Genomic DNA, 24038 nt, shown 5'->3' with positions numbered 1-24038 from the left:
CGGGTTGGTTGCTATGTTTTGTATAGCTGGTTGCGCTTGTCCATCAAGCGCTGGGGGCACTTTTCATTCCAATTTTCTGCGCCAGCACCCAGTGGTTGTCCAGCCGCACATCCTGCAAGCCCCGGCCATGCGGGTGGCGCAGGGGCACGGCGGCCTGCGCGCCCTGCAGGCTGGCGCCCAGGCCGCCTGCCCACAGCGCGCCGCCTTGCACCGCCAGGGGGCAGGCCTCGGGCAGGGGCACCAGGCCCTGCCACTCGCCCTGCAATGAAAACGTGGCAATGCCGTGGGCGCGGGGGCAGCTCACGGCCCAGCCGGCGGGCGTGGCGGCCATGCTGCCGCCGTAGCCGTGGATGCCCTGGGCGATGGCCTGGGGTGCAGCCACCACGCGCAGCGCCGTGCCGTCGAACAGGGCCAGTACCGGGGCGGCGTCCTTGGCGGCTGCGTCGTCGTGCTCGGCCTGCAGCGCGATGCCCAGCGTGGTTCCATCGGGGCTCCATGCCAGGTGGCGCAGGCTCAGGCGGGGGTCCTGCAGGCGCCATTGGCCCAGCAGCCGGCCCGTGCGGGCGTCGAGCCGCACGAGCGATGAGTCCATGGTGCCCAGGTCGCGCTTGACGCGGCCTGTTTCTGGCGCGGTGGGCACGCCGCCGTTGGCGACGATCAGCGTGGGGGCGGCGCTGCCTTGGCCCTTGCTCTTGCCGCCCTGCGTGTCCCAGAGCAATTCATGCGCGTCGATGCCGTGGGTAGGCCATTCGGCGGTTTTCGCGAGCGTGTGGGCGTCGCGCGCCACGATCAAGCTCGCGCCGGTCTCGGCGTCGGTCTCGGTGGTGTACAGCCGCTGGCCATCGGCGCTGGCGAGCACGTGGCCGTTGAAGGAGCGCTCGCCGTCTTGCCACAGCCACTGGGGCTCGCTGTCTTTGTCCGGCTGCCAGCGCACCAGCCAGTCGCCGGGCCGGCGGGCGGTGGCCAGCACGGAGCCGTCAGGCAGCACGCACAGGCCGTGGGCGCGCGTGGGCACTTCCAGCGATGCGTGGACCTGCAGCGCCTGCCCGGCACCCTCCTGCGTGGACAGCACGCCGATGTGGAAGCCCTGGTGTTCCCATGCGGCAGCCAGGTGCACGCGGTCACCGGTTTTGGCGAAGACAGCTCCTGGCGCAATCACGCAGGCGCCGAGGCCCCCGAGCAGGGCCAGCGCGTGGCGGCGGTGCAGAAGATCAGTCACCGTCTGCATCCGAGAATCCAATGCTCACCTGCAGCGCGGGCGCCACTTCGGACTCGGCCAGAAACTTCAGCGCCGCCAGGTCCTTGGCCGTCTGCTGGATGGCCGCCTTGTTCTGCAGGCCGGACTTCTGCACCTGGGCCATCGACGCATCGACCTTGCCGGTGGCCTGGCGCAGCTTGTCGGCCAGCGGGTTCAGGCCCTTGCCGCGCAGGTACATCTCGAGCGGCACCAGCGCCTCGCCGGCGGCGGGGATGTCGGCATTGGCGGGCAGGGTGGTCAGGCTGCGCAGGCCGCCCCAGGTGGCCGCCCAGGCCGCCAGCGTGGTGCCGCTGGCGGTGCGGGGGTAGTCGGGCGTGCGGGCGCCGGATCCCGATCCAGCGGCGCGCAGCGGCTTGTCCATCTGCGCCCAGCGCAGGCGCTCGATGCCGCCCACCCACTGGTTCACGAATTCGCTGATGGCCTGGGTGGACGCCTCCTGCTCGTCCTCGGCGCCCCAGTCGGTGGCCGCCGCGTCGGCATAGGCCTTGGCCAGTGCGGCCGATTCCCGCGCCACATCCAGGGCCACTTCGTGCGCGTAGCCGCAGGCGGGGCTGCCGGGCTGGGCAGGGCGCGTCCACAGCAGCCATTCCAGCGCGGGCAGGCCCTTGGCGGGCGTGCCGATGCGCTCGAAGGCCTTGGCGCCCTGGGGCTGGGCAGCGATGGCTTTGTCGATCAGCGCGGGGCGCGTGGGCGTGAAGTCGATGGCGCGCTGGCTGCGGCGTGCGATGACGGGGCCCACGGACACGGCGGCGAGTTGCTCCCACGCGCGGGCCGTGGCCTGCCAGGCGGCGCGTGCGGAGTCGAGCGCGGCCTTGCCGTCTGCCGCCGGCGCCTGGCACAGCGCCGCCACGGCGGGCACCAGGGCGCGGGCATCGCGGTCGAAGTCCTGTGCGCGTGGCAGGGCCCAGTGGCCGTAGATGCCTTGCAGGGCGTGCACCGTGTCGTAGAACGGCACGGCGTTGCGCTGCCAGGCTGGGATGGGGGGTGCAGTGGGCGCCGCAGACTGTGCCTGCGCTGTGAGAGGGGGCAGGGTGGCCAGCAGCAGGGCGGCTGCAAGGAGGGATGTTTTCATTGCCGGGCCGCCCCAAGATGAAAACGCGGCCCCCTCAGGGGGCAGCGACCACACGGAGTGGGAAGTGTGGGGGTAAATTCTCATAACGACTCCACGAATTTCACGAGCGCATCCCGGTCGGCTTTCTTCATCCTGAGCACCTGGTTCTTGGCCTCCTCGGCCTCGCCGCCATGCCACAGCACGGCTTCGAGCACGCCGCGCGCACGGCCGTCGTGCAGCAGGCGGGTGTGGCCGTTCACGTCCTTGATCAGGCCCGTGCCCCACAGCGCCGGGGTCTTCCACTGGCGGCCGTTGGCGCCAAAGTCGGGCCGGCCGTCGGCCAGGCGCTCGCCCATGTCGTGCAGCAGCAGGTCGGTGTAGGGCGCAATGCGCTGGCCGTTCAGTGCCTTGCTCGTCAGCTGGGGGAAGGGCCCCTCCTTGGTGACGTAGCTCGGCCGGTGGCAGGTGGCGCACTGGGCCTGCGCAAACAGCGCCTCGCCGCGCAGCACCTGTGCATCGTTGATGTTGCGGCGCGCGGGCGGGGCGAGCGTGGCCTGGTAGAAGATCACGTCGGCCAGGGTCTTGTCGTCGATCTCCACGCCGGGCTGGCCTTGGTCGCCACCGCTCTTGCCGCTCGGGGCGGCCAGGCAGTCCTTCTGCGTGGGCGTGCAGGCCTCTTGCGCGAAGTGGCGCGAGGTGATGCCCATGTCGCCCAGGAAGGCGCCGCCCGTCTGGTGCGCGATGGTGGCCACGTTGGCCTTCCAGCCGAAGCGCCCGACCATCATGCGGCCGGCGGGCCCGTCCCACACCTTGTTGGGCACGCCCTTGATGGGGCCGGGGGCGGCGGCCTGATCGGCGGCGTTGGCCAGGATGTCGGCCTCGGCGATGGCTTCGAGCAGGCCCACGCCGATGATCTGTGGCGCGATGCGCGGGCTCGTCATCACGTCCTTGTGCAGGGGGCCGTAGCCCAGGTCGGCAAAGCCGTAGATGGGCTTTTGCAGCGTGTAGGGCGTGCCGTCGGCAAACTTGCCCTTGATGGTGTCATAGCGCAGGGTCACGCGGCCTTCGGGCTTGACGCCCTGGATGGCCGCGTTGTTGAACTGGTCGCCGTACACCGGGTCGTGCACCGGCCCGCCGTGCACGTCGGTGCCGGGGATGGACAGGCGGATCAGCAGGGCCACCGTGGGGTCCTTCGTTTCGCCCAGGCGGTTGAAGATCGCTGGCGGTTCGCCCCGGCCGTCCTGCACGTGGCAGCCGCCGCACGAGCGCGCGATGAAGTGCGGGCCCAGCCCGTCGCGCGCCTTGGTGGACGCGGGCGCTTCCACCCAGTTGCGCCGGAAGAACGAGTTGCCGATGACGAAGCGCGTGCGCTCTTCATCGGTCAGGTTGGCGGCCGGGAACGAGAAGGCATTGCGCCCGGTGGCGAACACCGTGGTCTCGCCGCCGGTTTTTTCGCCCAGCGGGTCGGGCCGGGGCGCCGCCGTCAGCGACTGCAGGCCCAAGCCGCCGAAGCTGGCGAGTGCGACGATGGCGGTGCTGGCTGCCGCCAGGCGCACGGTGCGCCGGCGGGCAATGGCTTGCGCAGGCTTCATGCTCAGGGCTGGACCAGGGTCAGCTTGGTGATGCCGATCGCGTTGGCCGCGGCGACGAGGTCCTTGCTTTGCTGCGTGAGGCTGTCGATGGTCTTCTGGATGCGCTGGCGGCCCGGTGCGTCCTTGCCGCCGATGATCTCGCGGTCGAACGGTGCCTGGATGCCTTCGGCGGCAGCCACCGAGGCCGCGATCTGCTTGGTGGTCTTGTCGGCCAGCGCCGCGTCCTTGGCGGCCACCAGGTCGCGCAGCGATGCGCCCTTGACCACGCTGCCGTCGGCGCGCTGGTACTCGCCCAGCCACACGTTCTGGATGCCCTTGGCGTTGGTCACCGCGTCGCGGTGGGTGTTGTCAGAGAAGCACGAGTGCTCGTCTTCCTGGTCCTGGCTGTTCAGGGCCACTTCCAGGCGTTCGCCGGCCAGCTCGCCGCGCGAGAGCGAGCCCAGGCCCACCAGCATCTTGCGCACGGACTCCTGGCCGCCGCGCGCGAAGCGGGCGCGGTAGTTGTTCCTGGCGTCGGGCGCCCAGGCCTTCACCAGCGAGGTGAGGTCGTCGATGAGCAGGTCGGTCACCACGGTCAGGTACTGACGGCGGCGGTCGGCGTTGGGGGCCTTGCCGTCCACGAAGTCCTCGAAGTTGCGGTCGCCCGGGCCGGTCTCGGACAGGTCCTGGCCCCACAGGAAGAACTCGATGGCATGCCAGCCGGTGGCGATGTTCTCCTCGCCGCCGCGCTCGTTCTGCGCAGACAGGTTCTTCTTGTTGATGGCGAACTTGCGGTTGTTCACGAGGCCCGCGTTGGGCTTGCCCTGCACGCTGTCGACGAACGATTCGTCCATGGGCCAGGCGTTGATGCGGCCCTCAGGCCCGTTGTCGTTGTCGATGGGCCCGCCGTAGAAGCGGAAGGCCTCGGTCTGGCCGTAGAACTCGCGCGCGGCCAGCCACTTCTTGCGGGCGTCTGCCAGGGTCTCGGCCGAGGGCTTGGCGGTGAAGGCCTGCATGGCCTCGCGCAATGCCTGCGCGCTGGCCAGGGTGTCGCTGTAGTTGGCATGCACCAGCTGCGCGTAGTGCGCCGCCACGGCCTGGGCCGTCACTGCCTGTTTCGCCTGGGCCTGCGGGGCCGCCGCCGGTGCCGTCTGGGCGGCAGCGCCGGTGCTGTAGGCGCAGGCGAAGCTACCCGCGAAAAACGCAGCCCCCAGCAGGGACGTCTTCAGGGAGGGGAATGTCATGCAGTGGTCTCCAGGGAATCACGCGGGCTGCCGCACGGGGCCATGGGCCGGTGGTGGCACCGCGAAGGATGGGTGTGGATGGCGGGGCCGCACTGGCTGGAAGGGGCCTGCGCGCGAGCGTGGGCACAGACGACTGGCTGGGTGGGCGGGAGTGAGAAGGGATTATACAAATGGTAGTGATTCGTATTTGCTGAATTCCCTGGGTCCTGGCCGGGAACGCCTGTCATCAAACCGACGCAAAACCTTCACGGGGATGTCACCCGCGGTTTCTACGCTCCAGGGGTTTTGTAACCAACAACCCGAGGAACCCCCATGACCCACCGCGTGGATACGCCCGAGCAGGCCATCGACTTCAACAACGAAAACGCCAACACCTCCGCCAACCCCACGTTCGACGCGGTGCTGGGCGCCCGCCTGTCGCGCCGTGGCCTGCTGCGCGGCGGCGTGGGCTCCGTCGGCACCACCGTGCTGGCCGGGTTCGGCGTGAGTGCCTGTGGCGGCAGCGACGACCCCGTGGTGACGCCTCCCCCCGCCGGCCCCAAGCTGCTGGGCTTCGGCGCCGTGTCCAAGAGCCTGGCCGACGTGGTGGCCGTGCCCGCGGGCTACACCGCCAGCGTGATCTTCGCGCTGGGGGACCCCATTGCCGCGGGCGTGTCCGCGTACAAGAACGACGGCACCGACGGCGACTTCGACAAGCGCGCCGGCGACCACCATGACGGCATGGAATGGTTCGGCCTGGGCGCCGACGGCAAGCGCAGCGACAACGCCACCGAGCGCGGCCTGCTGGCCATCAACCACGAAGCCACCACCGACGAGAAGCTGTCTTCGTACTTCCTGCACGCCAACGGCGGCACCACCACCTTGCCCCGTCCCGCAGCGGAAATCGACAAGGAAACGGCCATCCACGGCATCGCCGTGATCGAAGTGGCCAAGTCCGGCGGCAAGTGGGCCTACGCGCAGAACTCCGCGCTGAACTTCCGCCTCACGTCGCTCAGCCCCATCGAGATCTCGGGCCCGGCCCGCGGCAGCGCGCAGCTGTTCACCAAGTTCTCGCCCACCGGCACCACCACGCGCGGCACGCTGAACAATTGCGGCACGGGCAAGACGCCCTGGGGCACCTTCCTGACCGGTGAGGAAAACTGGTTCGGCTACTTCACGCGTGGCGCCGCCGACGATGCCGCGCGCGGCAACGACAAGAGCGTGACGGCCCTCAAGCGCTATGGCCGCAACCAGGGCGCCGCATCGCGCCACGGCTGGGAAAGCGGCGGCACCGACGACAAGTACCAGCGCTGGAACAACAGCAAGACCGGCACGTCGGTGGACGGCACGGACGACTACCGCAACGAGATGAACGGCATGGGCTACATCGTCGAGATCGACGCCTACGACAAGACCCGCATGGCCAAGAAGCGCACCGGCCTGGGCCGCTTCGCGCACGAGAGCGCGGCCTTCGGCAAGGTGGTGGCCGGCCAGCCGCTGTCCATCTACATGGGCGACGACTCGCGCGGCGAGTACATCTACAAGTTCGTGTCCACCGCCACGTGGAACCCGGCCGACGCCAACGCCAGCGACCGCCTGGCCATCGGCGACAAGTACCTGGACAGCGGCAAGCTGTACGCCGCCAAGTTCAACGCCGACGGCACCGGCGGCTGGGTGGAGCTGTCGCTCACCAACACCGCCATCAGCGGCTATGCCACGTACAAGTTCGCCGACGCGGCCGACATCGTCATCAACACCCGCCTGGCCGCCGACGCCGTGGGTGCCACGAAGATGGACCGCCCCGAGTGGAACGCCGTGAACCCCGCCAACGGCGAGGTGTACTTCACGCTGACCAACAACAGCGCCCGCAGCGCCAACCCCGGCAGCGGCCAGTACCTGCCCGACGCGGCCAACCCCCGCGCCTACACCGACATGAAGGGCACGACCAAGCAGGAAGGCAACCCCAACGGCCACATGGTGCGCCTGAAGGAAGGTGCGTCCGTGTCGGCCTTCACCTGGGACGTGTACCTGTTCGGCGCGGAAGCCAGCGCCGAGAAGACGCTGATCAACATCTCGGCCCTGACGGACGACCAGGACTTCTCCAGCCCCGACGGCCTGGCCTTCAGCAAGGCCACGGGCATCTGCTGGATCCAGACCGATGACGGCGCCTACACCGATGCGAGCAACTGCATGATGCTGGCGGCCGTGCCCGGCCAGGTGGGCGACGGCGGCAAGAAGACGCTGACCTACACCAAGGCGGATGGCAGCAAGTTCGACATCGTCTCGCCCGTGGGCAAGGCCGCCACGGCCGACACGCTCAAGCGCTTCCTGGTCGGCCCCAAGGGCTGCGAGATCACGGGCCTGGCCGAAACGCCGGACGGCAAGACGATCTTCGTGAACATCCAGCACCCGGGCGAGTCCACCGGCATGGCCAACCTGGGCGACCCCGCCAAGTTCCAGAGCCAGTGGCCCGCCAACGCCGGCTACGGTGCGGGCAAGCGCCCTCGCTCGGCCACCATCGTGATCACGAAGAACGACGGTGGCAACGTGGGCACCTGACGGGGCGGGGTGAGAGGGAATGGGCCTCTCACCTTCCTTGATGGATTGGTTGCTTGCAGGCCGGCCCAGGGGGGCCGGCCTTTTTGTTTTGGGGGCAGGGGCTCAGTAGTCCGAACCCGGGGGCGGCGGCGGGGCGGGGGGCGAGGGGCGTGCCGGCGTGGCGGCGGGTGTGTCGCCCGCGCCGGGCGTCGCGGTGTAACCCATCTGCCCGCTGCCGTCCTTGGTGCCCTTGCGCCCGGCGATCTGCCAGGCCGTGCGCTGGTGGATGAGGCTGGCCAGGAACTCCAGTTCCTCGTCGGTGTGGTTGATGGCGCCGGCCGGGGTGAGCAGGCGGCCATTGCGCGGCGCGCTCTCGACCCAGAACGACTGGTGGTATGACGCTTCGCTGACCAGGCTTTCGGTGCCCGCCGCCAGGTCCACCGTGCCGTAGCAATTGCAGAAGTAGCCCCGGTTGTCCTGATCGGCGAAGACCTCGGCGTACACCCCCGTGCCCCGGATGCCGGCGGTGGCGGTGGGCAGGATCACCTGGCGCTCCGCGCCCCGGCCCCACACGCTGGCCACGGCGCCGCTGACCAGGCGCAGTACCCTGACGGCGGTGGGCGTCTCGCCCTCCAGCGCCACGCGCGAGTTCTGGCGCACCAGGAAGGCGCCGTCGCCCACCGCAAAGACCACGGTGGCGCCGGGCCCGGTTTCAAGGCGGTCTCCCGCGGCGATGCTGTGCTGCGGGGTCAGCGCCTCGCCGTTGCGCAGCACCTGGCCGCGCAGCTCCACGATGTTGCTGCGCGACTGGGCGTGCGCGGCCACCCAGCCGCCCGTGGCCATCCACAGCGCTGCGGCCTGCAGCAGGCCGCGCCGCTGGTACCAGGCCAGCTCGTCCTCAGTGCGGCCCAGGAGCTGGTGCGGGTGGGGGCGGTGCGTCGTCATGGGGTGGTGCCTCGGAGGCTGGATGGGACGGGGGCTCGAAGCAGTCGCGGAAGGTGAAAACCACCGATGTGAAGAACATGGCCGCCATCACCATCGCGGCCCCCACCATGATGCCGCCCGCGGTCGATCCGGCCAGCCCCGCCGCGGCCAGCAGCGCGGACGCCAGCGTGACCACCACGCCCCCCAGCAGGAACACGCCCAGCCAGCCCAGCCCGTAGACCAGGAACGCGCCAAAGTTGCGCACGCAGGCCACGATGCTGAAGAACAGCGCCTTGACCGGCGGCACGCCGTGCCAGTGCACGAGCCCCGGGGCATGCCAGAACAGCAGCGACAGCGGCAGGTACAGCATCATGGACAGCCACATGGCGCCCTGGAAGGCGGGGTCTTCCGCCACTTCCTTGGTCAGGGCGGCTCCGCCCAGGTACACCCGCGCGAACTGGCCGCCGTCCAGCAGCGCCGACAGGCCCATCACCGCCAGGAACCCCGCCGCATAGAGGGCGCCGAGCACCAGCATGTCGCGCAGCCGCTGCTGGCCGGTGCGAAACGCCACCAGCAGCACGGCGGGGGTGGGAAACCGCCCCTGCGTGGCTTCCGCCGAGGCCACCATCATGGCCAGGGTGGCCGAGGGCAGCAGCACCAGCGCGATGGCCGGGCCCACCAGCGGAATCAGCGTGGCCAGCGACATGGACGCCATGGTCATGAAGAACAGCGCCGCCAGCGCCATGGGTTGCCGCCAGAACGTCCGGATGCCGAGCTTGACCCAGGCCATGCCGGTGCGGGCGGGGACGATGTGGAGTTTCATGGATGCTTAGGAGGAGAAAAGAGGGTGGGGCCTGCGCCCGGGCACTGCTGGCAGCCGAGAGGCTTCCGCTGGCAGTGCAATGCATAGCTTGGAATTTACCCCAGCGGCCCATTCCGGCCGCGGTGCAAGGGATCCCCCCTGCCGCGAGGGCCCGAACGCGGATTTTCCGCCGGGCCGGTCAAGAAAGGCGCTTCGCGTCTTCGTGCTCCGGTGATCCAGGGCGCTCCGCGTCCGCCGTGGCCCCTGCAACGGGGTCGGCCCCGGCGCGGAACACGCCGCACGGGCCGCGCCGCCGCGAGCGCGACATCCCCGTGGTGGGGGCGGGCCCCACGGGCGGCTCCAGGGGCTTCATCTCAGGCGTGCACGGGCTGCGCAATGCGGGCGCGCAGCACCCGCTCGAAGTGCGTGGGGTCGTGGGGCGTCAGCATCGAGGCTTCGCGCGGCAGGTGGAAGTCCCACAGGCGCGAGATCCAGAACCGCAGGGCGCCCGCGCGCAGCATGGCGGGGAGCAGTTCGCGCTCGGCCGCCGTGAGCGGGCGCACGGCCTGGTAGGCGTCGAGCATGCGGGTGGCGCGCCCGGCATCGTGCTGGCCCGTGGCGAGGTCGATGCACCAGTCGTTCAGGCACACGGCCAGGTCGAACAGCCAGGTGTCCACGCCCGCGAAGTAGAAGTCGAAGAAGCCGGTGAGCTCTTCGCCCTCGAACATCACGTTGTCGCGGAACAGGTCGGCGTGCACAGGGCCGCGCGGCAGGGCCGCGTAGGCGGCGCCGGCGGCCACATGGTTCTGGTAGGCCAGTTCGGAGCGCAGCAGGGCGGCCTGGGTTGCGCCGACGTGCGGCAACACCACCGGCACCGTTTCGTTCCACCAGGGCAGGCCGCGCAGGTTGGGCTGGTGGCGGTCGAAGTCGCGGCCCGCCAGGTGCATGCGGGCCAGCATCGTGCCCACGGCGGCGCAATGCGCGGCCTGCGGCGCCAGCTGGCTCTTGCCGCGCAGCTTGTTCACCACGGCGGCGGGCTTGCCACACACGGTGTGCAGGATGTCGCCGTCCTGGTCGGCGCGCGGATCGGGCACGGGCACGCCACCGTGCGCCAGGTGCTTCATCAGGTACAGGTAGAACGGCAGCTGCGCGGCGGTGAGGCGCTCGAACAGCGTCAGCACGAACTCGCCCTGGTCGCTGGTGAGAAAGTAGTTGGTGTTCTCGATGCCACCCTCGATGCCGCGCAGCTCCACCAGCTCACCCAGTTGCAAACGGCGCAGCAGCTCGCGCGCCTCGGTGTTGGAGACTTCGGTAAAGACGGCCATCGCTCAGGGGGGTTACAAAGAAATGAAAAACTGACAGCAAAAGGGCAGGGCGTGCAGCGGCTTCATGGGGGCAGCGCGGTGGCGCTGCCCGGCGCCGCAGGGGCCTCAGAACTTCAGCACGTTCCAGACGCGCGGGGCGGTGGTGGTCTCCGCGCCGCTGTTGCTGCCCGCGCGGCTGCGGGCGCCGTCGGGCGACTGCACTTCATAGCCGGGCAGGTTGCCGGTCTTGGGCTGCACGGAAATGATCTGGGTCTGACCGCCCACGCGCAGCTCATCCACGCGGTTGCCCGCGTCTTCGACATGGATGCGCTCGGTGCGCTGGTTGGAACGGCCTGCAGGTTGCTCCTGGTTTGAGAGCGCCTCGCGCGTGTCTGCCGTGCCCTGGGGGGCATTTGGGCTTGAACTCTGGGCCAGGGCGGTGCCGGAGGCAATGCCCAGCAGCAAAAGGAGGTGAAGAGCGCGCATGGGGCGATTGTAGGGCGCGGGCTGGGCGGGGCTCGGCCGTGCACAATTGCCGCATGAGCAACAAAAAGACCCTGGTGCTGGTGGACGGTTCCAGCTACCTCTACCGCGCCTTCCACGCCATGCCCGACCTGCGGGCCGTGCCGGGCGACCCGACCAGTGCCGCCACGGGCGCCATCCGGGGCATGATCAACATGATGCAGGCCCTGCGCAAGGAGGTGACGGCCGACTATGCCGTGTGCGTGTTCGACGCCTCGGGCCCCACCTTCCGCGATGCCCTTTACACCGAATACAAGGCCACGCGCTCGCCCATGCCAGACGACCTGCGCAGCCAGATCGAGCCCATCCACGAGGTGGTGGACCTGCTGGGCTGGAAGGTGGTGGCCGTGCCTGGCGTGGAGGCCGACGACGTGATCGCCACCTTGGCCAACGTGGCGGCCGCACAGGGCATTGAGGTCATCGTGTCGAGCGGCGACAAAGATTTGAGCCAACTGGTCAACGAGCACATCACCATCATCGACACCATGAGCGGAAAGCGCCGCGATGTGGCGGGCGTGACGGCAGAGTTTGGCGTGCCGCCTGCGCTGATGGTGGACTACCAGGCGCTGGTGGGCGACACCGTGGACAACGTGCCCGGCGTTGCCAAGGTAGGGCCCAAGACCGCCGCCAAGTGGCTTGAAGAATATGGCTCGCTCGACAGCTTGATTGCCAACGCCGACGCCATCAAGGGCGTGGCGGGCAACAATCTGCGCGAGGCGATTGCCAGAGGTCAGCTGGCATTGAGCCGTCAGCTTGTCACCATGAAGACCGATTGCGCGCTGGCCGACTACATCCCCGGCCTGCCTGCGTTTGACGACATCACGCTGGACGCGCCAGACAACACCGGCTTGCTGCCGTTTTACGAAAAGTATGGCTTCAAGGGCCTGGCCAGCGCAATCAAGGGCGCAGCGGCCCCCGCCACCACAGCTCCCACCGTTGCCATGCCCGGTCAAAGTGGTGATTTGTTTGCCGACCACTCGGCCAGCACCGTGGCCGAAGAAGCCCAGCACCGCACCGTGGTGTACGACACCATCCTGAACTGGGCGGACTTTGACCAGTGGCTGGAACGCCTGCACCAGGCCCCGCTGGCGGCCATCGACACCGAAACCGACTCGCTCGATGAAATGCGCGCGCAGATCGTGGGCATTTCCTTCAGTGTGCAGCCCGGCGAGGCCGCCTACATACCGCTGCGGCATGAAGGCCCCGACGCACCCGCGCAGCTGCCGATGGACGAGGTGCTGGCCCGCCTCAAGCCCTGGCTGGAGAACGCCAGGCACCACAAGCTGGGCCAGCACATCAAGTACGACCGCCATGTGTTCGCCAACCACGGCATCGAGGTGCAGGGCTATGCGCACGACACCATGCTGCAAAGCTACGTGCTCGAAGTGCACAAGCCCCACAACCTGACCAGCCTGGCCGAGCGCCACACCGGCCGCAAGGGCATCACGTATGAAGACCTGTGCGGCAAGGGCGCGCACCAGATCCCGTTTGCGCAAGTGCCCGTGGACAAGGCCGCCGCCTACTCGTGCGAAGACTCGGACCAGACCCTGGACGTGCACAACGCGCTGTGGCCGCTGCTGCAGGCGGACGACAAGCTGCGCTTCATCTACGAGCTGGAGATGCAGAGCAGCGAGGCGCTGTACCGCATCGAGCGCAACGGCGTGCTGATCGATGCGCCCACCCTGGCCACGCAGAGCCACGAGCTGGGCCAGCGCATCCTGCAGCTCGAAACCGAGGCCTACGAGATCGCAGGCCAGCCCTTCAACCTGAGCAGCCCCAAGCAACTGGGCGAAATCTTCTTCGACAAGCTGGGCATGCCCGTGGTCAAGAAAACCGCCACCGGCGCGCGCAGCACCGACGAAGAGGTGCTGGAAAAACTGGCCGAGGACTACCCCCTGCCCGCCAAGCTGCTGGAGCACCGATCCTTGAGCAAGCTCAAAGGCACCTACACCGACAAGCTGGCCCAGCTGGCGCTGCCGCGAACGGGCCGCGTGCACACCCACTACGCGCAGGCCGTGGCGGTGACGGGCCGCCTGTCGAGCAACGACCCCAACCTGCAGAACATCCCCATCCGCACCCCCGAAGGCCGCCGCGTGCGCGAGGCCTTCGTGGCGCCCGCAGGCCGCGTGATTGCCAGCGCCGACTATTCTCAGATCGAGCTGCGCATCATGGCCCACCTGAGCGGCGACCACTCGCTGCTGCACGCCTTCCACGCGGGCCTGGACGTGCACCGCGCCACCGCCGCCGAAGTGTTTGGGGTGGAGGTCGATCAGGTCACCAGCGAGCAACGCCGCTACGCCAAGGTCATCAACTTCGGCCTGATCTACGGCATGAGCAGCTTCGGCCTGGCCAAGAACTTAGGGATAGAAACCAAGGCCGCTGCCGCCTACATCGACAAATACTTCCAGCGCTACCCCGGCGTGAAGCAGTACATGGACGACACCAAGGCCGCCGCCAAGTCCATGGGCTATGTCGAAACCGTGTTTGGCCGCCGCCTGTACCTGCCCGAGATCAACTCCCCCAACGGCCCCCGCCGCGCAGGCGCCGAGCGCGCGGCCATCAACGCGCCCATGCAGGGCACTGCGGCGGATTTGATCAAGCTGGCCATGGTGGCCGTACAGAAGGAACTGGACGCGCACAAGCCCAGCATCCAGATGATCATGCAGGTGCACGACGAACTGGTGTTCGAGCTGCCCGAGGGCGAGGTGGACTGGCTCAAGAGCCACATCCCGCGCCTGATGGCGGAGGTGGCTGCGCTGAAGGTGCCGCTGCTGGCCGAGGTGGGGGTGGGGGCGAATTGGGACAAGGCGCATTGAGCCTGCGAGAGCAAGCTGGCAGGTCATCAGTTTGAGTATTTTTGGCCTTTGGCGCTTGTCTATTAAGCGCTGGCAGCTATTAAATTCGGTGCAGTTGCCTGCGCCGTAGTTCTCGCTTGGGGGGGTACGTGCGAGCCTGTCGCGGGTTGGTTTGGGCCCGTTACGGACCTTCGTCGGTCGCCGCTGTGCGTCTGCTCCGAAGCGAGCGGACATAGCTAGCTAGGCAGTAGGCTTTCGGATCTGTGGCTCAGCACCTGCAATCCGTCGCACTCCATCAGATCTGCTACCGGACTGCTCAAGGAATTTGTCGTGGTACTCACCAAGAGTCTTCGAGAGTGTCTGATCGCCAAAGGCCCTAGCGACAATGATTCCGGTGACGATGCCTCTGAAGAAGTAGTTCCAAGCGTCGTAAATGTGATCATCCATACGAGGCGTCCCCTGCATTCCTTCTACGTGAAAGTGAGGAGGATCACCCCCGTACAGATCTAGTACCTGCACGGCAGATGCATGGATATAGCCAGAGTAGGTACTGCTGATTGCTTGGCTAACGTCCGACAGCTGCGATGGATTGCCGACGGGGCTCAAGACACGCTGCACGTATGCTTGAATTTTGCTACGGCGGGGCGTATCGGGCTTTTGATGCCGCGCTAAAGTGTCATCGGTGTCTTGAAATTCTTCCGCCCAAAATCCTTGCAGGTATCGCTCGTGCAGTTCTGTAATTTCATCATTCGTCAAGGGGGCGGCCAGGAAAGCAACGTCCTCACCGATCTCGTCCAACATACGACATGTCGCTGCCATTTCTTGAAGAAGACCGGCCCGCAGTAGTACGTCAACAGCACGCAGTCCTGTCACGAGCCGGGCAAGCTTTAGCAGGAGCGCTTGCTCAAGCGTCTGCTCGAAAAACCTGAAAACGAATCCATCCCGAAACTGGAGCTGCTGGGGAGGCGGCACTTGCCGTTCAAGTCGTCTAAACGTGTTGGTCAAGACTGTGATTGTTTGGAGATAAAGGGGCAGCATCCCACCAGTATGCGTTGGCTGCGACACGGTTCTAAACAAACCGGCATCATCTCTACGCGAATTTCCGCTCCTGGCCGAAAGAGACCTCTTGTGGTATTCACGTTGAGCAACAAAGCCGGTGCATTGCAGCCAGCCCAGTGTCCGAACTGGATATGTGGAATGGATGAAGCTCTGCCATCCCAGTCCCGAGGACAAACCTCTTCGCAGGACATTCGCCCCAGCCCAGCGGCGAATCAATCGCATCGCTAGACTCATTCGGCTAACCGTTAGCGAACCCGCTAGCTTCCATCTATTAGCCTGGAGCCCGCATGTCCGATCTCACACCCTACACCCCACCCGCCATCTGGCAATGGAACAAGGAAAACGGCGGCCATTTCGCCAGCATCAACCGGCCCATTGCTGGTGCCACGCACGACAAGGAATTGCCCGTGGGGCGGCACCCGCTGCAGCTGTATTCGCTGGGCACGCCCAATGGCGTGAAGGTGACGGTGATGCTGGAAGAGCTGCTCGCGCTGGGCCACAGCGGCGCGGAGTACGACGCGTGGCTGATCCGCATCAACGAGGGCGAGCAGTTCGGTAGCGGGTTTGTTTCTGTGAACCCCAACTCCAAGATCCCCGCGCTGCTGGACCGCACGGATCCGGCCCACCCAGTGCGCGTGTTTGAGTCCGGCGCCATCCTGATGTACCTGGCCGAGAAGTTCGGCAGCGCCTTCTTGCCCAAAGAGGGCGCGGCGCGGGCCGAGTGCCTGTCGTGGCTGTTCTGGCAGATGGGCAGTGCGCCGTTTGTGGGCGGCGGGTTTGGGCATTTCTATGCCTATGCGCCGGTCAAGATCGAATATGCGATTGACCGCTATGCGATGGAGGCCAAGCGCCAGCTGGATGTGCTGAACCAGCGCCTGGCCGTGACCGAGTATGTGGCGGGGGATGAGTACACGGTGGCGGACATCGCGATCTGGCCCTGGTATGGCTTGCTGGTGAAAGGGCAGGCCTACAACGCAGGCGAGTTCTTGCAGGTGCACGAGTACACGCATGTGGTGCGCTGGGCCGAGCAAGTTGCCAAGCGCCCGGCGGTGCAGCGCGGGCGCAAGGTCAACCGCGTCAATGGCGACCCGGCCAGCCAGTTGCGCGAGCGGCATGACGCCAGCGACTTTGACACCAAGACGCAGGACAAGATCGAGGCGGCGGCAGCAGCAGCTTCTTCACCCGCACGCTGAGTTTTCTTGTAAGGCGTCACCATGATCACTTTGTACGACTGCGCCACCGCGCCCAGCCCGCGCCGTGCGCGCATCCTGCTGGCAGAAAAGGGCGTTGCCCACGACACCGTGCAGGTGGACCTGCGCAATGGCGAGCAACTGGGCGAGGCCTACCGTCAGATCAACCCGCAGTGCACGGTGCCCGCGTTGCGCACCGAAGAGGGTTTGCTGCTGACCGACAACGCGGCGATCACCGCGTATCTCGAAGCGCGCTACCCGCAGCCTGCACTGCTGGGCGAGACGCCGGCAGAGAAGGCCGAGATCGCCAGCTGGAACTGGCGCATGGAGTTCGAGGGCCTGCAGGCCATTGCCGAGGCGCTGCGCAACAGCGCGCCCGCCATGGCCAACCGGGCGCTGCCGGGCGCGGTGGACTATCCGCAGATCCCGGCCCTGGCCGAGCGTGGGCTGGTGCGGGTGGGGCAGTTCTTTCAGCTGCTCAACGAGCGCCTGGCGGGGCGCGACTTCATGGCCACCGACCGCTTCAGCGTGGCCGACATCACGGCCGTGGTGGCGGTGGACTTTGCGCGCGTGGTCAAGCACAAGCCGGGCGAGCAGCACCCGCACCTGCTGCGCTGGCGCGCGGCCATGGCGGCGCGGCCGTCGATGTCGTTGTAGCTGTAGCTGAGAGAACCGTTACGGCCGCCAGCTAGCCGCCCGACCGGGCTGCCGCAGCCCGTTTCCGCAATGGGGAGATTCAAGGATTGCGTGCCCGGCGCGTTCCTTGCATCGTTGCCCCATGCGCCTTCGCCACATAGAAGTTTTCAACGCCGTCATGCTCACCGGCAGTGTGAGCGCGGCGGCCCGCCTCATCAACGTCACCCAGCCCGCCGTGAGCCGCATCCTCGCCCACGCGGAGCTGCAGCTCGGTTTTCCGCTGTTCCACCGCCTCAAGGGCCGGCTGGTGCCCACCACCGAGGCGCAGACCCTCTACCCCCACATCGAGCGCCTGTTCACCCAGCTCGACGACGTGCAGCGCCTGGCCAACAGCCTGAAGAGCGACCGGCGCGAAGGCGAGCTGCACATCCTGAGCGTGCTGGCGCTGAGCTACGAAGTGCTGCCGCGCGCGCTGCGGTTCTTTCGCCAGGCGCACCCGGATGTGGTGATCACCATCGATGCGCTGCATTCGCCCCAGATCGTCTCGGCCCTGGTGCTGCAGGAAGCCGACGTGGGCTTCGTGTTCAGCGCCGTGGCGCACCCCTCGCTCACGCAGGAGCACCTGGCCGATGGGCGCATGCTCTGCGTGGCGCCCAAGGGCATGCTCGATGCGGCGCTGGTGCGCTCGGGCACCGTGCACCTGGCCGATCTGGTGGAGACGCCCGTGGTGCGCCTGGACGTGCGCGACCCCATCGGCACCGTGGTCAACCATGCATGCCGCGAAGCGGGCGTGGGCCTGAAGACGGCGATCACCGTGCAGACTTACCACGCGGCGCTGGCGCTGGCGCACCATGGGCATGCGGTGGCGGTGGTGGATGCGTGCACCGCCGCATCGGCGGACCGCGGCAAGGTCGACGTGCTGGCGCTCGCGCCCCATATCGCCGTGCCCATCAAGTCGCTGCGCACCGTGAACCGGCCCAGCTCGCTGCTGGCCAGCGCCATGACGCGTTGCATGCGCCAGGCGGTGGCCGAGACCATGGAATCCGTGGGCCTGCCCGTGGCCGATTGAGCTGGCGGCGCGCTCCCGCAGCCCGCCGCGGCGGGCACGGGCAGCGCCGTACGCTCAGGCCGGCGCGAGCAGCTGCGCCACCTGGGCCGCGGTGCCGAACGCGAGGGTGAAACCCAGGGCGCCGTGCCCCGTGTTCAGCAGCAGGTTGGCGGGCGCACGGACATGGCGGCCCACCACGGGCACGCCGGTGGGCGTGGCCGGGCGCATGCCCGTCCAGGGGCGCAGCTCGCCAAAGTCGCTGCAGCGTGGAAAGACCGCGCTCGTGGCCTGGCACAGGCTGCGGATGCGCGCGGGAGGAATCTGCGCATCGTGCCCCACCAGTTCCGCCATGCCCGCCACGCGCAGGCGCTGGCCGATGCGCGCGAACACCACTTTGCGCGCCGCATCGGTCACGTTGACGCGTGGCGCGGCGCCCGCGTCGCCCCTGGCATCGAGCGTGATGCTGTAGCCCTTGAGCGGGTAGACCGGGAGGCGAACGCCCAGTGTCCGCGCCACGGCATGGCTAGCACTGCCCAAGGCCAGCACGAACTGCCGCGCCTCGATGGCCCCCTGGCTGGTGTGGACGGCCTGGATGTGCTGCCCCTCGCGCACGAAGTCCTCCACCCGGGCGCCGAGCACGAAGCGCACGCCGCGCGCAGCAAGCAGGTCCTGCAGGCCCTGGCAGACCTTGAGGCAATCGGCCGCGCATTCGCTGGGCGTGTGGATGGCGCCCGCGATGTGGCGCTGGTAGTGGGCGAGGGCGGGTTCCAGCTCCACGCACCGCGCGGCGGACACGGCCTCCTGCGGGCGGCCCCAGGGGCGCTGCAGTTCCATCTGCCGGCGCGCGCCCGCGAGGCCCGCGGGCGTGTCGTACAGCACCAGCTTGCCGGTGGTCGAAAAGTCGCAGTCGAGCTGCTCGGCCCGCAGCATGGCCTCGAACCGGTGGCGGCTCAGCGCGGCCAGATCGAGCAGTTGCCGGGTGCTCTGCTCCGACGTGCGCCGGTTGCAGGCGCGCAGGAACGCCACGCCCCAGCGCCACTGGTGGGGGTCCCACTGCGGGCGCAGCTTGAGCGGGGACTGGGGCGACAGCAGCAGCCGGGGCAGCTGGGCCCAGATGCCCGCGTCCGCGAGCGGCTGCACGTAGCTGTAGCTCAGCTGCGCACCGTTGCCGCCGCTGGCGCCGGCGCCGGGCTGGGCCTGGTCGACCACGGTCACCTGCATGCCGCGCTGGTGGAGTTCATACGCGGTGGCCAGGCCGACGATGCCTGCGCCGAGGACACATACCTGCATCTTGTGGGCTTTTTGGTGGATGGAAGCGCAATGTAGGGCGCGGGCTGGCGCCTGAACAATGCCAATGCGCGGGGCAGCCATGCTGGGAAGTTATGTGGATGCGCGCACGGGAAGGGCGCGCGCGGGTGCGGAAGTTGCGAGGGCCTCGTGGAAAGAGGCACGCGGATGGTGCGATGGCGTGCACCAGTCTGGCGGCATAACTTTTGGTCATGGCCTACCCGTGCAAATGAATTGTTCAAGGGCGGCGCAAATTCCTACAGTGCCCCTGCGTCCGGATTTTCCGCATTCATTCCATGATTCACGTTCGTTCGTTCGCTTGCTCCCCCTCCATCCATCTGCTTTTGCACAAAGGGATTTCCATGAAGCTCTCTGCCCTCACCAACGCCGCCATCGTGGCCACCGGACTGCTGGCCAGCACCGTGGCCAGTGCCGACACCCTCAAGAAGGTTGCCGAGTCGGGCAAGATCACCGTGGCCTACCGCGAGTCGTCGGTGCCCTTCAGCTACCTGGCCGGCCCGGGCGCGCCGGTGGGCTTCGCGGTGGACATCACCAACGCGGTGGTCGACGCGGTGAAGAAGCGCGTGAACAACCCTGCGCTCAAGGTGGAGCTGCAGGCGGTCACCTCGCAGAACCGCATCCCGCTGCTGCAGAACGGCACCATCGACCTGGAGTGCGGCTCCACCACCAACAACAGCACGCGCGGCAAGGACGTGCAGTTCGCCATCAACTACTTCTACACCGGCACGCGCCTGCTGACCAAGAAGTCGTCGGGCGTGAAGAGCTACGCCGACCTGGCCAAGAAGAAGGTGGCGAGCACCTCCGGCACCACCAATGCGCAGGTGCTGCGCAAGTACAGCCGGGACAACAACCTCGATCTGGACATCGTGCTGGGCAAGGACCACGACGATGCCGTGCTGCTGGTGGACAGCGGCCGCGCCGAGGCGTTCGCCATGGACGACATCCTGCTCTTCGGCCTGATGGGCAATGTGCGCAATCCGGCCGATTGGGCGGTGGTGGGCGACTCGCTGCAGGTCGAGCCCTACGCCTGCATGCTGCGCAAGGACGACCCGCAGTTCCAGGCGCTCGTCAACGGCGTGATCGGCACGATGATGAAGTCCGGCGAATTCGAGAAGCTCTACACCAAGTGGTTCAGCTCGCCCGTGCCGCCACGCAACCAGAACCTCAACCTGCCCATGAGCACGGAGCTGCGCGAGAACCTGGTGGCGCAGAGCGACAAGCCGGCCCTTTGAAGCGCGAGCCGCAGAACACATGCCAGTGTCCGCAAGCCACGGCCCGCTGCCGCAGGTGGTGGGAATCCTCGGGGGCATGGGCCCCGCCGCGGGGGCTGATTTCGTGCGCCTGTTCGTGCAGGCCTGTACCGAGCGCATGGGCGCGCTGGGCATTCCCGTGCACGACCAGGCCTATCCCGAGCACTGGCTGGCGCAGGTGCCGATCCCGGACCGCACGGCGGCGCTGAGCGACACCCGTGCGGGCGCGCACCAGCCGGCCGAGCCCATGCTGCAGGCCACGGGGCGGCTCGCGGCGCTGGGGGCCCGCGTGGTGGCCATTGCCTGCAACACGGCCCATGCCTGGCATGGCCTGCTGCAGCAGCGGTTCCCGCAGATGGTGGTGCTGCACGGCATGCAGGAGGTGGTGGGCGGCCTGGCCGCCGCCGGGGTGCAGGGCGTGGGCCTGCTGGCCACCCGGGGCGCCTACGACGCGGGCCTGTACCAGCGCGAGCTGGCGTACAGCCGCATCGAGTGCTTCGTGCCCACGCTCGCGGAGCAGGACGCGCTGATGCAGGGCATCTACGGCGGCGTGAAGGCCGGCGACTATGCCCTGGCGCGGGACCGGTTCGAGTCCGTCTCGCGGGCGCTGCAGCGGCGCCACGGCGTGTCCACGCTCATCATGGGCTGCACCGAGATCCCGCTGGCGCTGAGCGAAAGCCCGCGCCTGGACGGGGTGGCGCTGGTGAACCCCTCGCTGGTGCTGGCCAGCGCATTGGCTCGGCATGCGTACCGCGACGCGGCCCTGCCACCCGCCCGGCCTGCGGCCCACCCGGCCTGAATCCCGGGGATGGCCTGGTTCAGCACGCACACCGCGTGTACGACAAATGCTTCACCGCGCCCATTGCACCCAGGGTGGGTGAAACCGGGCATGCGGATGCCTCACCTGCTGCTGGTGGATTCGCTCACGTACCCGCCGGACTTCATGCCGCGGTGAGCGTGGAGGGCGGCGGGGAGAACACCTCGAACCGGTTGCGTCCGCCATGCTTGGCGCGGTACAGCGCGGCATCGGCCGCCTGCACCAGGGTGTCCGATCCGGTATCGGGGCGGGGCACCAGGCTGGCCACGCCGATGCTCAGGGTGAGCATGGGGGCCGTGGGCGAACGCGGGTGGGGCAGGGCGGCCTCGCGCAGTCCGTCCATGCAGCGCTGGGCCACGGTCACGGCATCGGGCAGCAGGGTGTCGGGCAGCAGCAGCACGAACTCTTCACCGCCGTAGCGGGCGGCCACCTCGTCCGCGCGGCGGATGGTGGCCTGCAGCAGTTGCGCCACGTGGCGCAGGCAGGCGTCGCCGGCGATGTGGCCGTAGTGGTCGTTGTAGAGCTTGAAGTGGTCGATGTCGATCAGCACCACCGCCAGCGGCGCCTGGTGGCGGCCGCAGCGCAGCCATTCGGTGGCCAGCCGCTCGTCGAAGCGGCGCCGGTTGCCGATGCCCGTCACGCCATCGGTGGTGGACAGCAGGGCCAGCTTCTCGTTGGCGGCCGCCAGTTCCTGCTCCTTGCGCACGAGCAGCGTCACGTCGGTGCGCACGCCGGCGATGCCGCCCTGCGGGGTGCGCCGCTCGTCGGCCTGCAGCCACCGGCCGTGGGGCAGGCGCTGCAGAACGGCCTGGCTGGCGGAGCGGTGGTCGGCCACGCGCTGCGCGATCCAGTCTTCCTCGTTGCCCACCGCGTCGAGGTATTGGCCACGCTCGACACCGTAGCGCGCGATCTGCTCGAAGGTGCTGCCGGGCACGATCATGGGCGCGGAAATGGGGTACAGCTTGCGGTACTGGGCGTTGCACACCACGAGCCTGTCGTCGGCATCGAAGAGGGCAAAGCCCTCGGGCAGCGATTCCACGGCGTCCTGCAGCAGCTCGCGGGCCTTGTGCGCGGCCTCCTGCGCGGCCTCCAGTGCCTGGCGCTGCTCGATCAGGTCGGTGATGTCCAGGCGCACCGCCACCACGTAGTTCTCGGGCGTGCGGGTCTCGTAGATGTTGATCCAGCGCCCGTCGGCCAGCCGCTGCACCAGGGTGGAGGTGCGGCTGCCATGCTCGGACAGGCGCTCGGCGATCCAGGCCTCCTCGCGGCCGTGGGCGGACGGAATCAGTCCCCGGTCCACCGAATGCCGCAGGATGTCGGCAAAGCTCCTGCCCAGGTGCTCCGCGTAGTTCATGTGCGGGTACATGCGCGACAGCTGCTGGTTGTAGAGCACCAGCCGGTCCTGCTCGTCGAAGATCTCGATGCTCACGGGCAGCGCCTCGACGGCGCGCTCGAGCAGCTGGCGGGTGTGCTGGCTTTCCTGGCGGGCCGCCTCGGCCGCCTGCCGCTGTTCGATGAGGTCGGTGATGTCCAGGCGCACGCACACCGTCATGCCCGACGGCGTGCGGCTTTCGTGCATGTGGATCCACGCGCCGCCCCCTTCATGGCGCACCTCGGGGCCTGGGCGGTGGCCCCGCAGCGCCATCTCGTGCGCCAGCCACAGCTCTTCCTGGCCCTGCGCCGCTTCGGGGATGCCCTGGCGAAGGCCCTCGCGCAGCAGTTCCTCATACGTCTTGCCCAGCGAGGTCTCCGAGCGCAGGTGGGGCCGCAGGCGCTCCATGTGGCTGTTGCACAGCACCAGGCGGTCGGTCTCGTCGTAGATTTCGAGTCCCGCCGGCATGGCGTCGACCGCCTCGCGCAGGCTGCGCTCGGCGCGCTCGGCGTCGTGCAGGGCCCGCTTGAGCGCGCGCTCGCTGTGCACGGCCTCGGTGATGTCGGTGCGCAGCACCACCACGCCCCCGCCGTCCAGGCCGCGTTCGGTGATCCGCAGCCAGCGGTCGCCCTGCATCTCCTGCACCTCGGGGCCCGCCGGAGAGCGGTGGCGCGCCATGCGCTCGCGCAGCCAGGCCTCGGTGTCGGGCAGGGCGGCGGTGATCCTGCCCGATTGCGCGGCACGGCGCAGCACGTCCTCGAAGCGGGTGCCGTACTCCAGCGGCATCACGGAGTCCGCGGCCACCTGGCGGTACTGCGCGTTGCACAGCACGAGCCGGTCTTCGGCGTCGTAGATCGCGAGCCCGTCGGGCAGGATGTCGAGGGTGGCGGACAGCTGCATGCTGGCGCGCCCGGCCGCCTGGCGCAATGCGGCGGCGTCGCGGCGCAGGCGCCGGGCCCGCAGCGCCAGCCGACCGTGCAGCAGGGCCAGCGCCGCCAGCGCCACGCCCGCGGCGGCCAGCACGGCGCGCGCGGTGCCGTTGCCGGCATCCTGGCCCGCCAGGGCCCAGCCCAGCAGCGCCAGCCCGCCCACGCCGCAAAGCCCCGCCACCGGCAGCGCCAGCGGGTCTTCGCGGGGTGGGGGCGGGCTCATCGTGCAGGGTTTCCCAAGGTGGCGGTCACGGGTCTCTCTGGTGAAGGGATCGACCGCCCCAGGAAGCGCCGTGGTGGCGCACAACCAGGGGGCCAGCGGCTGGGTGCGGTGCCGGTCTGCGGAAAGTCTAGCAGCGGTCCCTGTTTTTCGGTACCCAGGGAAGCGGGGATGCGGCAAACCCCCTAGACTGCGGTTCCCATCCCTTGCCCATCCTTCTT

At 68.4% G+C, this 24038-nt stretch carries 18 protein-coding genes; 7 read left to right on the top strand and 11 right to left on the bottom strand.

Annotated elements, in window-relative coordinates; translation table 11 throughout:
- Positions 1-43: 43 nt before the first annotated feature.
- From AC3RCE_RS18880 to AC3RCE_RS18865, 4 genes are all read right to left on the bottom strand, one after another.
- Positions 44-1219 carry a DUF1513 domain-containing protein gene (locus AC3RCE_RS18880; RefSeq protein WP_492253678.1) on the bottom strand — a complete coding sequence of 392 codons (1176 nt, stop codon included), beginning with the start codon at positions 1217-1219 and terminating at the stop codon, positions 44-46.
- Positions 1212-2330, bottom strand: coding sequence for an imelysin family protein (locus tag AC3RCE_RS18875; RefSeq protein ID WP_492253677.1), 1119 nt, complete (start codon positions 2328-2330; stop codon positions 1212-1214). Before AC3RCE_RS18875 ends, AC3RCE_RS18880 begins: the two co-directional genes overlap by 8 nt.
- 80 nt (positions 2331-2410) lie before the next feature.
- Positions 2411-3901 (bottom strand): di-heme oxidoreductase family protein, encoded by a 1491-nt coding sequence (locus AC3RCE_RS18870; protein WP_492253676.1) that lies wholly within the window; start codon positions 3899-3901, stop codon positions 2411-2413.
- Positions 3902-3903: 2 nt separating this feature from the next.
- Entirely contained in the window at positions 3904-5124 is a 1221-nt protein-coding gene (locus AC3RCE_RS18865; RefSeq protein ID WP_492253675.1) for an imelysin family protein, read from the bottom strand.
- Between the two features lie 312 nt (positions 5125-5436).
- On the opposite strand from AC3RCE_RS18865, the gene AC3RCE_RS18860 reads away from it, so the two are divergent.
- Entirely contained in the window at positions 5437-7662 is a 2226-nt protein-coding gene (locus AC3RCE_RS18860; RefSeq protein WP_492253674.1) for a PhoX family protein, read from the top strand.
- 102 nt (positions 7663-7764) lie between these two features.
- Here AC3RCE_RS18860 and AC3RCE_RS18855 read toward each other — a convergent pair whose 3' ends face one another.
- The 4 genes from AC3RCE_RS18855 to AC3RCE_RS18840 all read right to left on the bottom strand — a co-directional run bounded on the left by AC3RCE_RS18855 (position 7765) and on the right by AC3RCE_RS18840 (position 11157).
- The gene (locus AC3RCE_RS18855; RefSeq protein WP_255591090.1) at positions 7765-8586 is read right to left on the bottom strand and encodes a FecR family protein; all 822 of its coding nucleotides are present in this window, start codon (positions 8584-8586) and stop codon (positions 7765-7767) included.
- A complete protein-coding gene (locus AC3RCE_RS18850; RefSeq protein ID WP_218295679.1) occupies positions 8540-9388 on the bottom strand; it encodes a BPSS1780 family membrane protein in 849 nt (282 codons plus the stop codon). The genes AC3RCE_RS18855 and AC3RCE_RS18850 overlap by 47 nt, the downstream gene beginning before the upstream one ends.
- A 353-nt stretch (positions 9389-9741) precedes the next feature.
- Positions 9742-10692, bottom strand: coding sequence for a homoserine kinase (locus AC3RCE_RS18845; protein WP_218340043.1), 951 nt, complete (start codon positions 10690-10692; stop codon positions 9742-9744).
- 105 nt (positions 10693-10797) lie between these two features.
- Complete coding sequence (locus AC3RCE_RS18840) at positions 10798-11157, bottom strand: hypothetical protein (protein ID WP_492245864.1); 360 nt, start codon at positions 11155-11157, stop codon at positions 10798-10800.
- Positions 11158-11210: 53 nt separating this feature from the next.
- On the opposite strand from AC3RCE_RS18840, the gene polA reads away from it, so the two are divergent.
- Positions 11211-14009 (top strand): DNA polymerase I, encoded by a 2799-nt coding sequence (gene polA / locus AC3RCE_RS18835; RefSeq protein WP_492253673.1) that lies wholly within the window; start codon positions 11211-11213, stop codon positions 14007-14009.
- Positions 14010-14228: 219 nt separating this feature from the next.
- Here polA and AC3RCE_RS18830 read toward each other — a convergent pair whose 3' ends face one another.
- Positions 14229-14993 (bottom strand): hypothetical protein, encoded by a 765-nt coding sequence (locus AC3RCE_RS18830; RefSeq protein ID WP_492253672.1) that lies wholly within the window; start codon positions 14991-14993, stop codon positions 14229-14231.
- A 341-nt stretch (positions 14994-15334) separates the two neighbouring features.
- Here AC3RCE_RS18830 and yghU point away from each other — a divergent pair, with 341 nt between their 5' ends.
- The 3 genes from yghU to AC3RCE_RS18815 all read left to right on the top strand — a co-directional run bounded on the left by yghU (position 15335) and on the right by AC3RCE_RS18815 (position 17942).
- Positions 15335-16240 (top strand): glutathione-dependent disulfide-bond oxidoreductase, encoded by a 906-nt coding sequence (gene yghU, locus AC3RCE_RS18825; RefSeq protein WP_492253671.1) that lies wholly within the window; start codon positions 15335-15337, stop codon positions 16238-16240.
- A gap of 21 nt (positions 16241-16261) precedes the next feature.
- On the top strand, positions 16262-16894 hold the full coding sequence (locus AC3RCE_RS18820; protein ID WP_218295670.1) for a glutathione S-transferase family protein: 633 nt from the start codon (positions 16262-16264) through the stop codon (positions 16892-16894).
- Positions 16895-17015: 121 nt separating this feature from the next.
- A complete protein-coding gene (locus AC3RCE_RS18815; RefSeq protein ID WP_218340050.1) occupies positions 17016-17942 on the top strand; it encodes a LysR family transcriptional regulator in 927 nt (308 codons plus the stop codon).
- A 54-nt stretch (positions 17943-17996) separates the two neighbouring features.
- On the opposite strand, the gene AC3RCE_RS18810 is transcribed toward AC3RCE_RS18815, so the two are convergent.
- Positions 17997-19211: a D-amino acid dehydrogenase gene (locus tag AC3RCE_RS18810; RefSeq protein ID WP_492253670.1), complete on the bottom strand. Its 1215-nt coding sequence runs from the start codon at positions 19209-19211 to the stop codon at positions 17997-17999.
- 359 nt (positions 19212-19570) lie between these two features.
- On the opposite strand from AC3RCE_RS18810, the gene AC3RCE_RS18805 reads away from it, so the two are divergent.
- Together AC3RCE_RS18805 and AC3RCE_RS18800 are read left to right on the top strand one after the other, a co-directional pair.
- Positions 19571-20461 carry an amino acid ABC transporter substrate-binding protein gene (locus AC3RCE_RS18805; RefSeq protein WP_492253669.1) on the top strand — a complete coding sequence of 297 codons (891 nt, stop codon included), beginning with the start codon at positions 19571-19573 and terminating at the stop codon, positions 20459-20461.
- 19 nt (positions 20462-20480) lie between these two features.
- The gene (locus tag AC3RCE_RS18800; protein ID WP_218295666.1) at positions 20481-21278 is read left to right on the top strand and encodes an aspartate/glutamate racemase family protein; all 798 of its coding nucleotides are present in this window, start codon (positions 20481-20483) and stop codon (positions 21276-21278) included.
- Between the two features lie 142 nt (positions 21279-21420).
- On the opposite strand, the gene AC3RCE_RS18795 is transcribed toward AC3RCE_RS18800, so the two are convergent.
- On the bottom strand, positions 21421-23820 hold the full coding sequence (locus AC3RCE_RS18795; protein ID WP_492253668.1) for a sensor domain-containing diguanylate cyclase: 2400 nt from the start codon (positions 23818-23820) through the stop codon (positions 21421-21423).
- Between the last annotated feature and the right edge of the window lie 218 nt (positions 23821-24038).

This window comes from Acidovorax sp. GW823-FHT05D11, assembly GCF_058795695.1.
The sequence above is the reverse complement of the archived record's forward strand: the minus strand, read 5'-3'. Positions and strand labels throughout refer to the sequence as shown.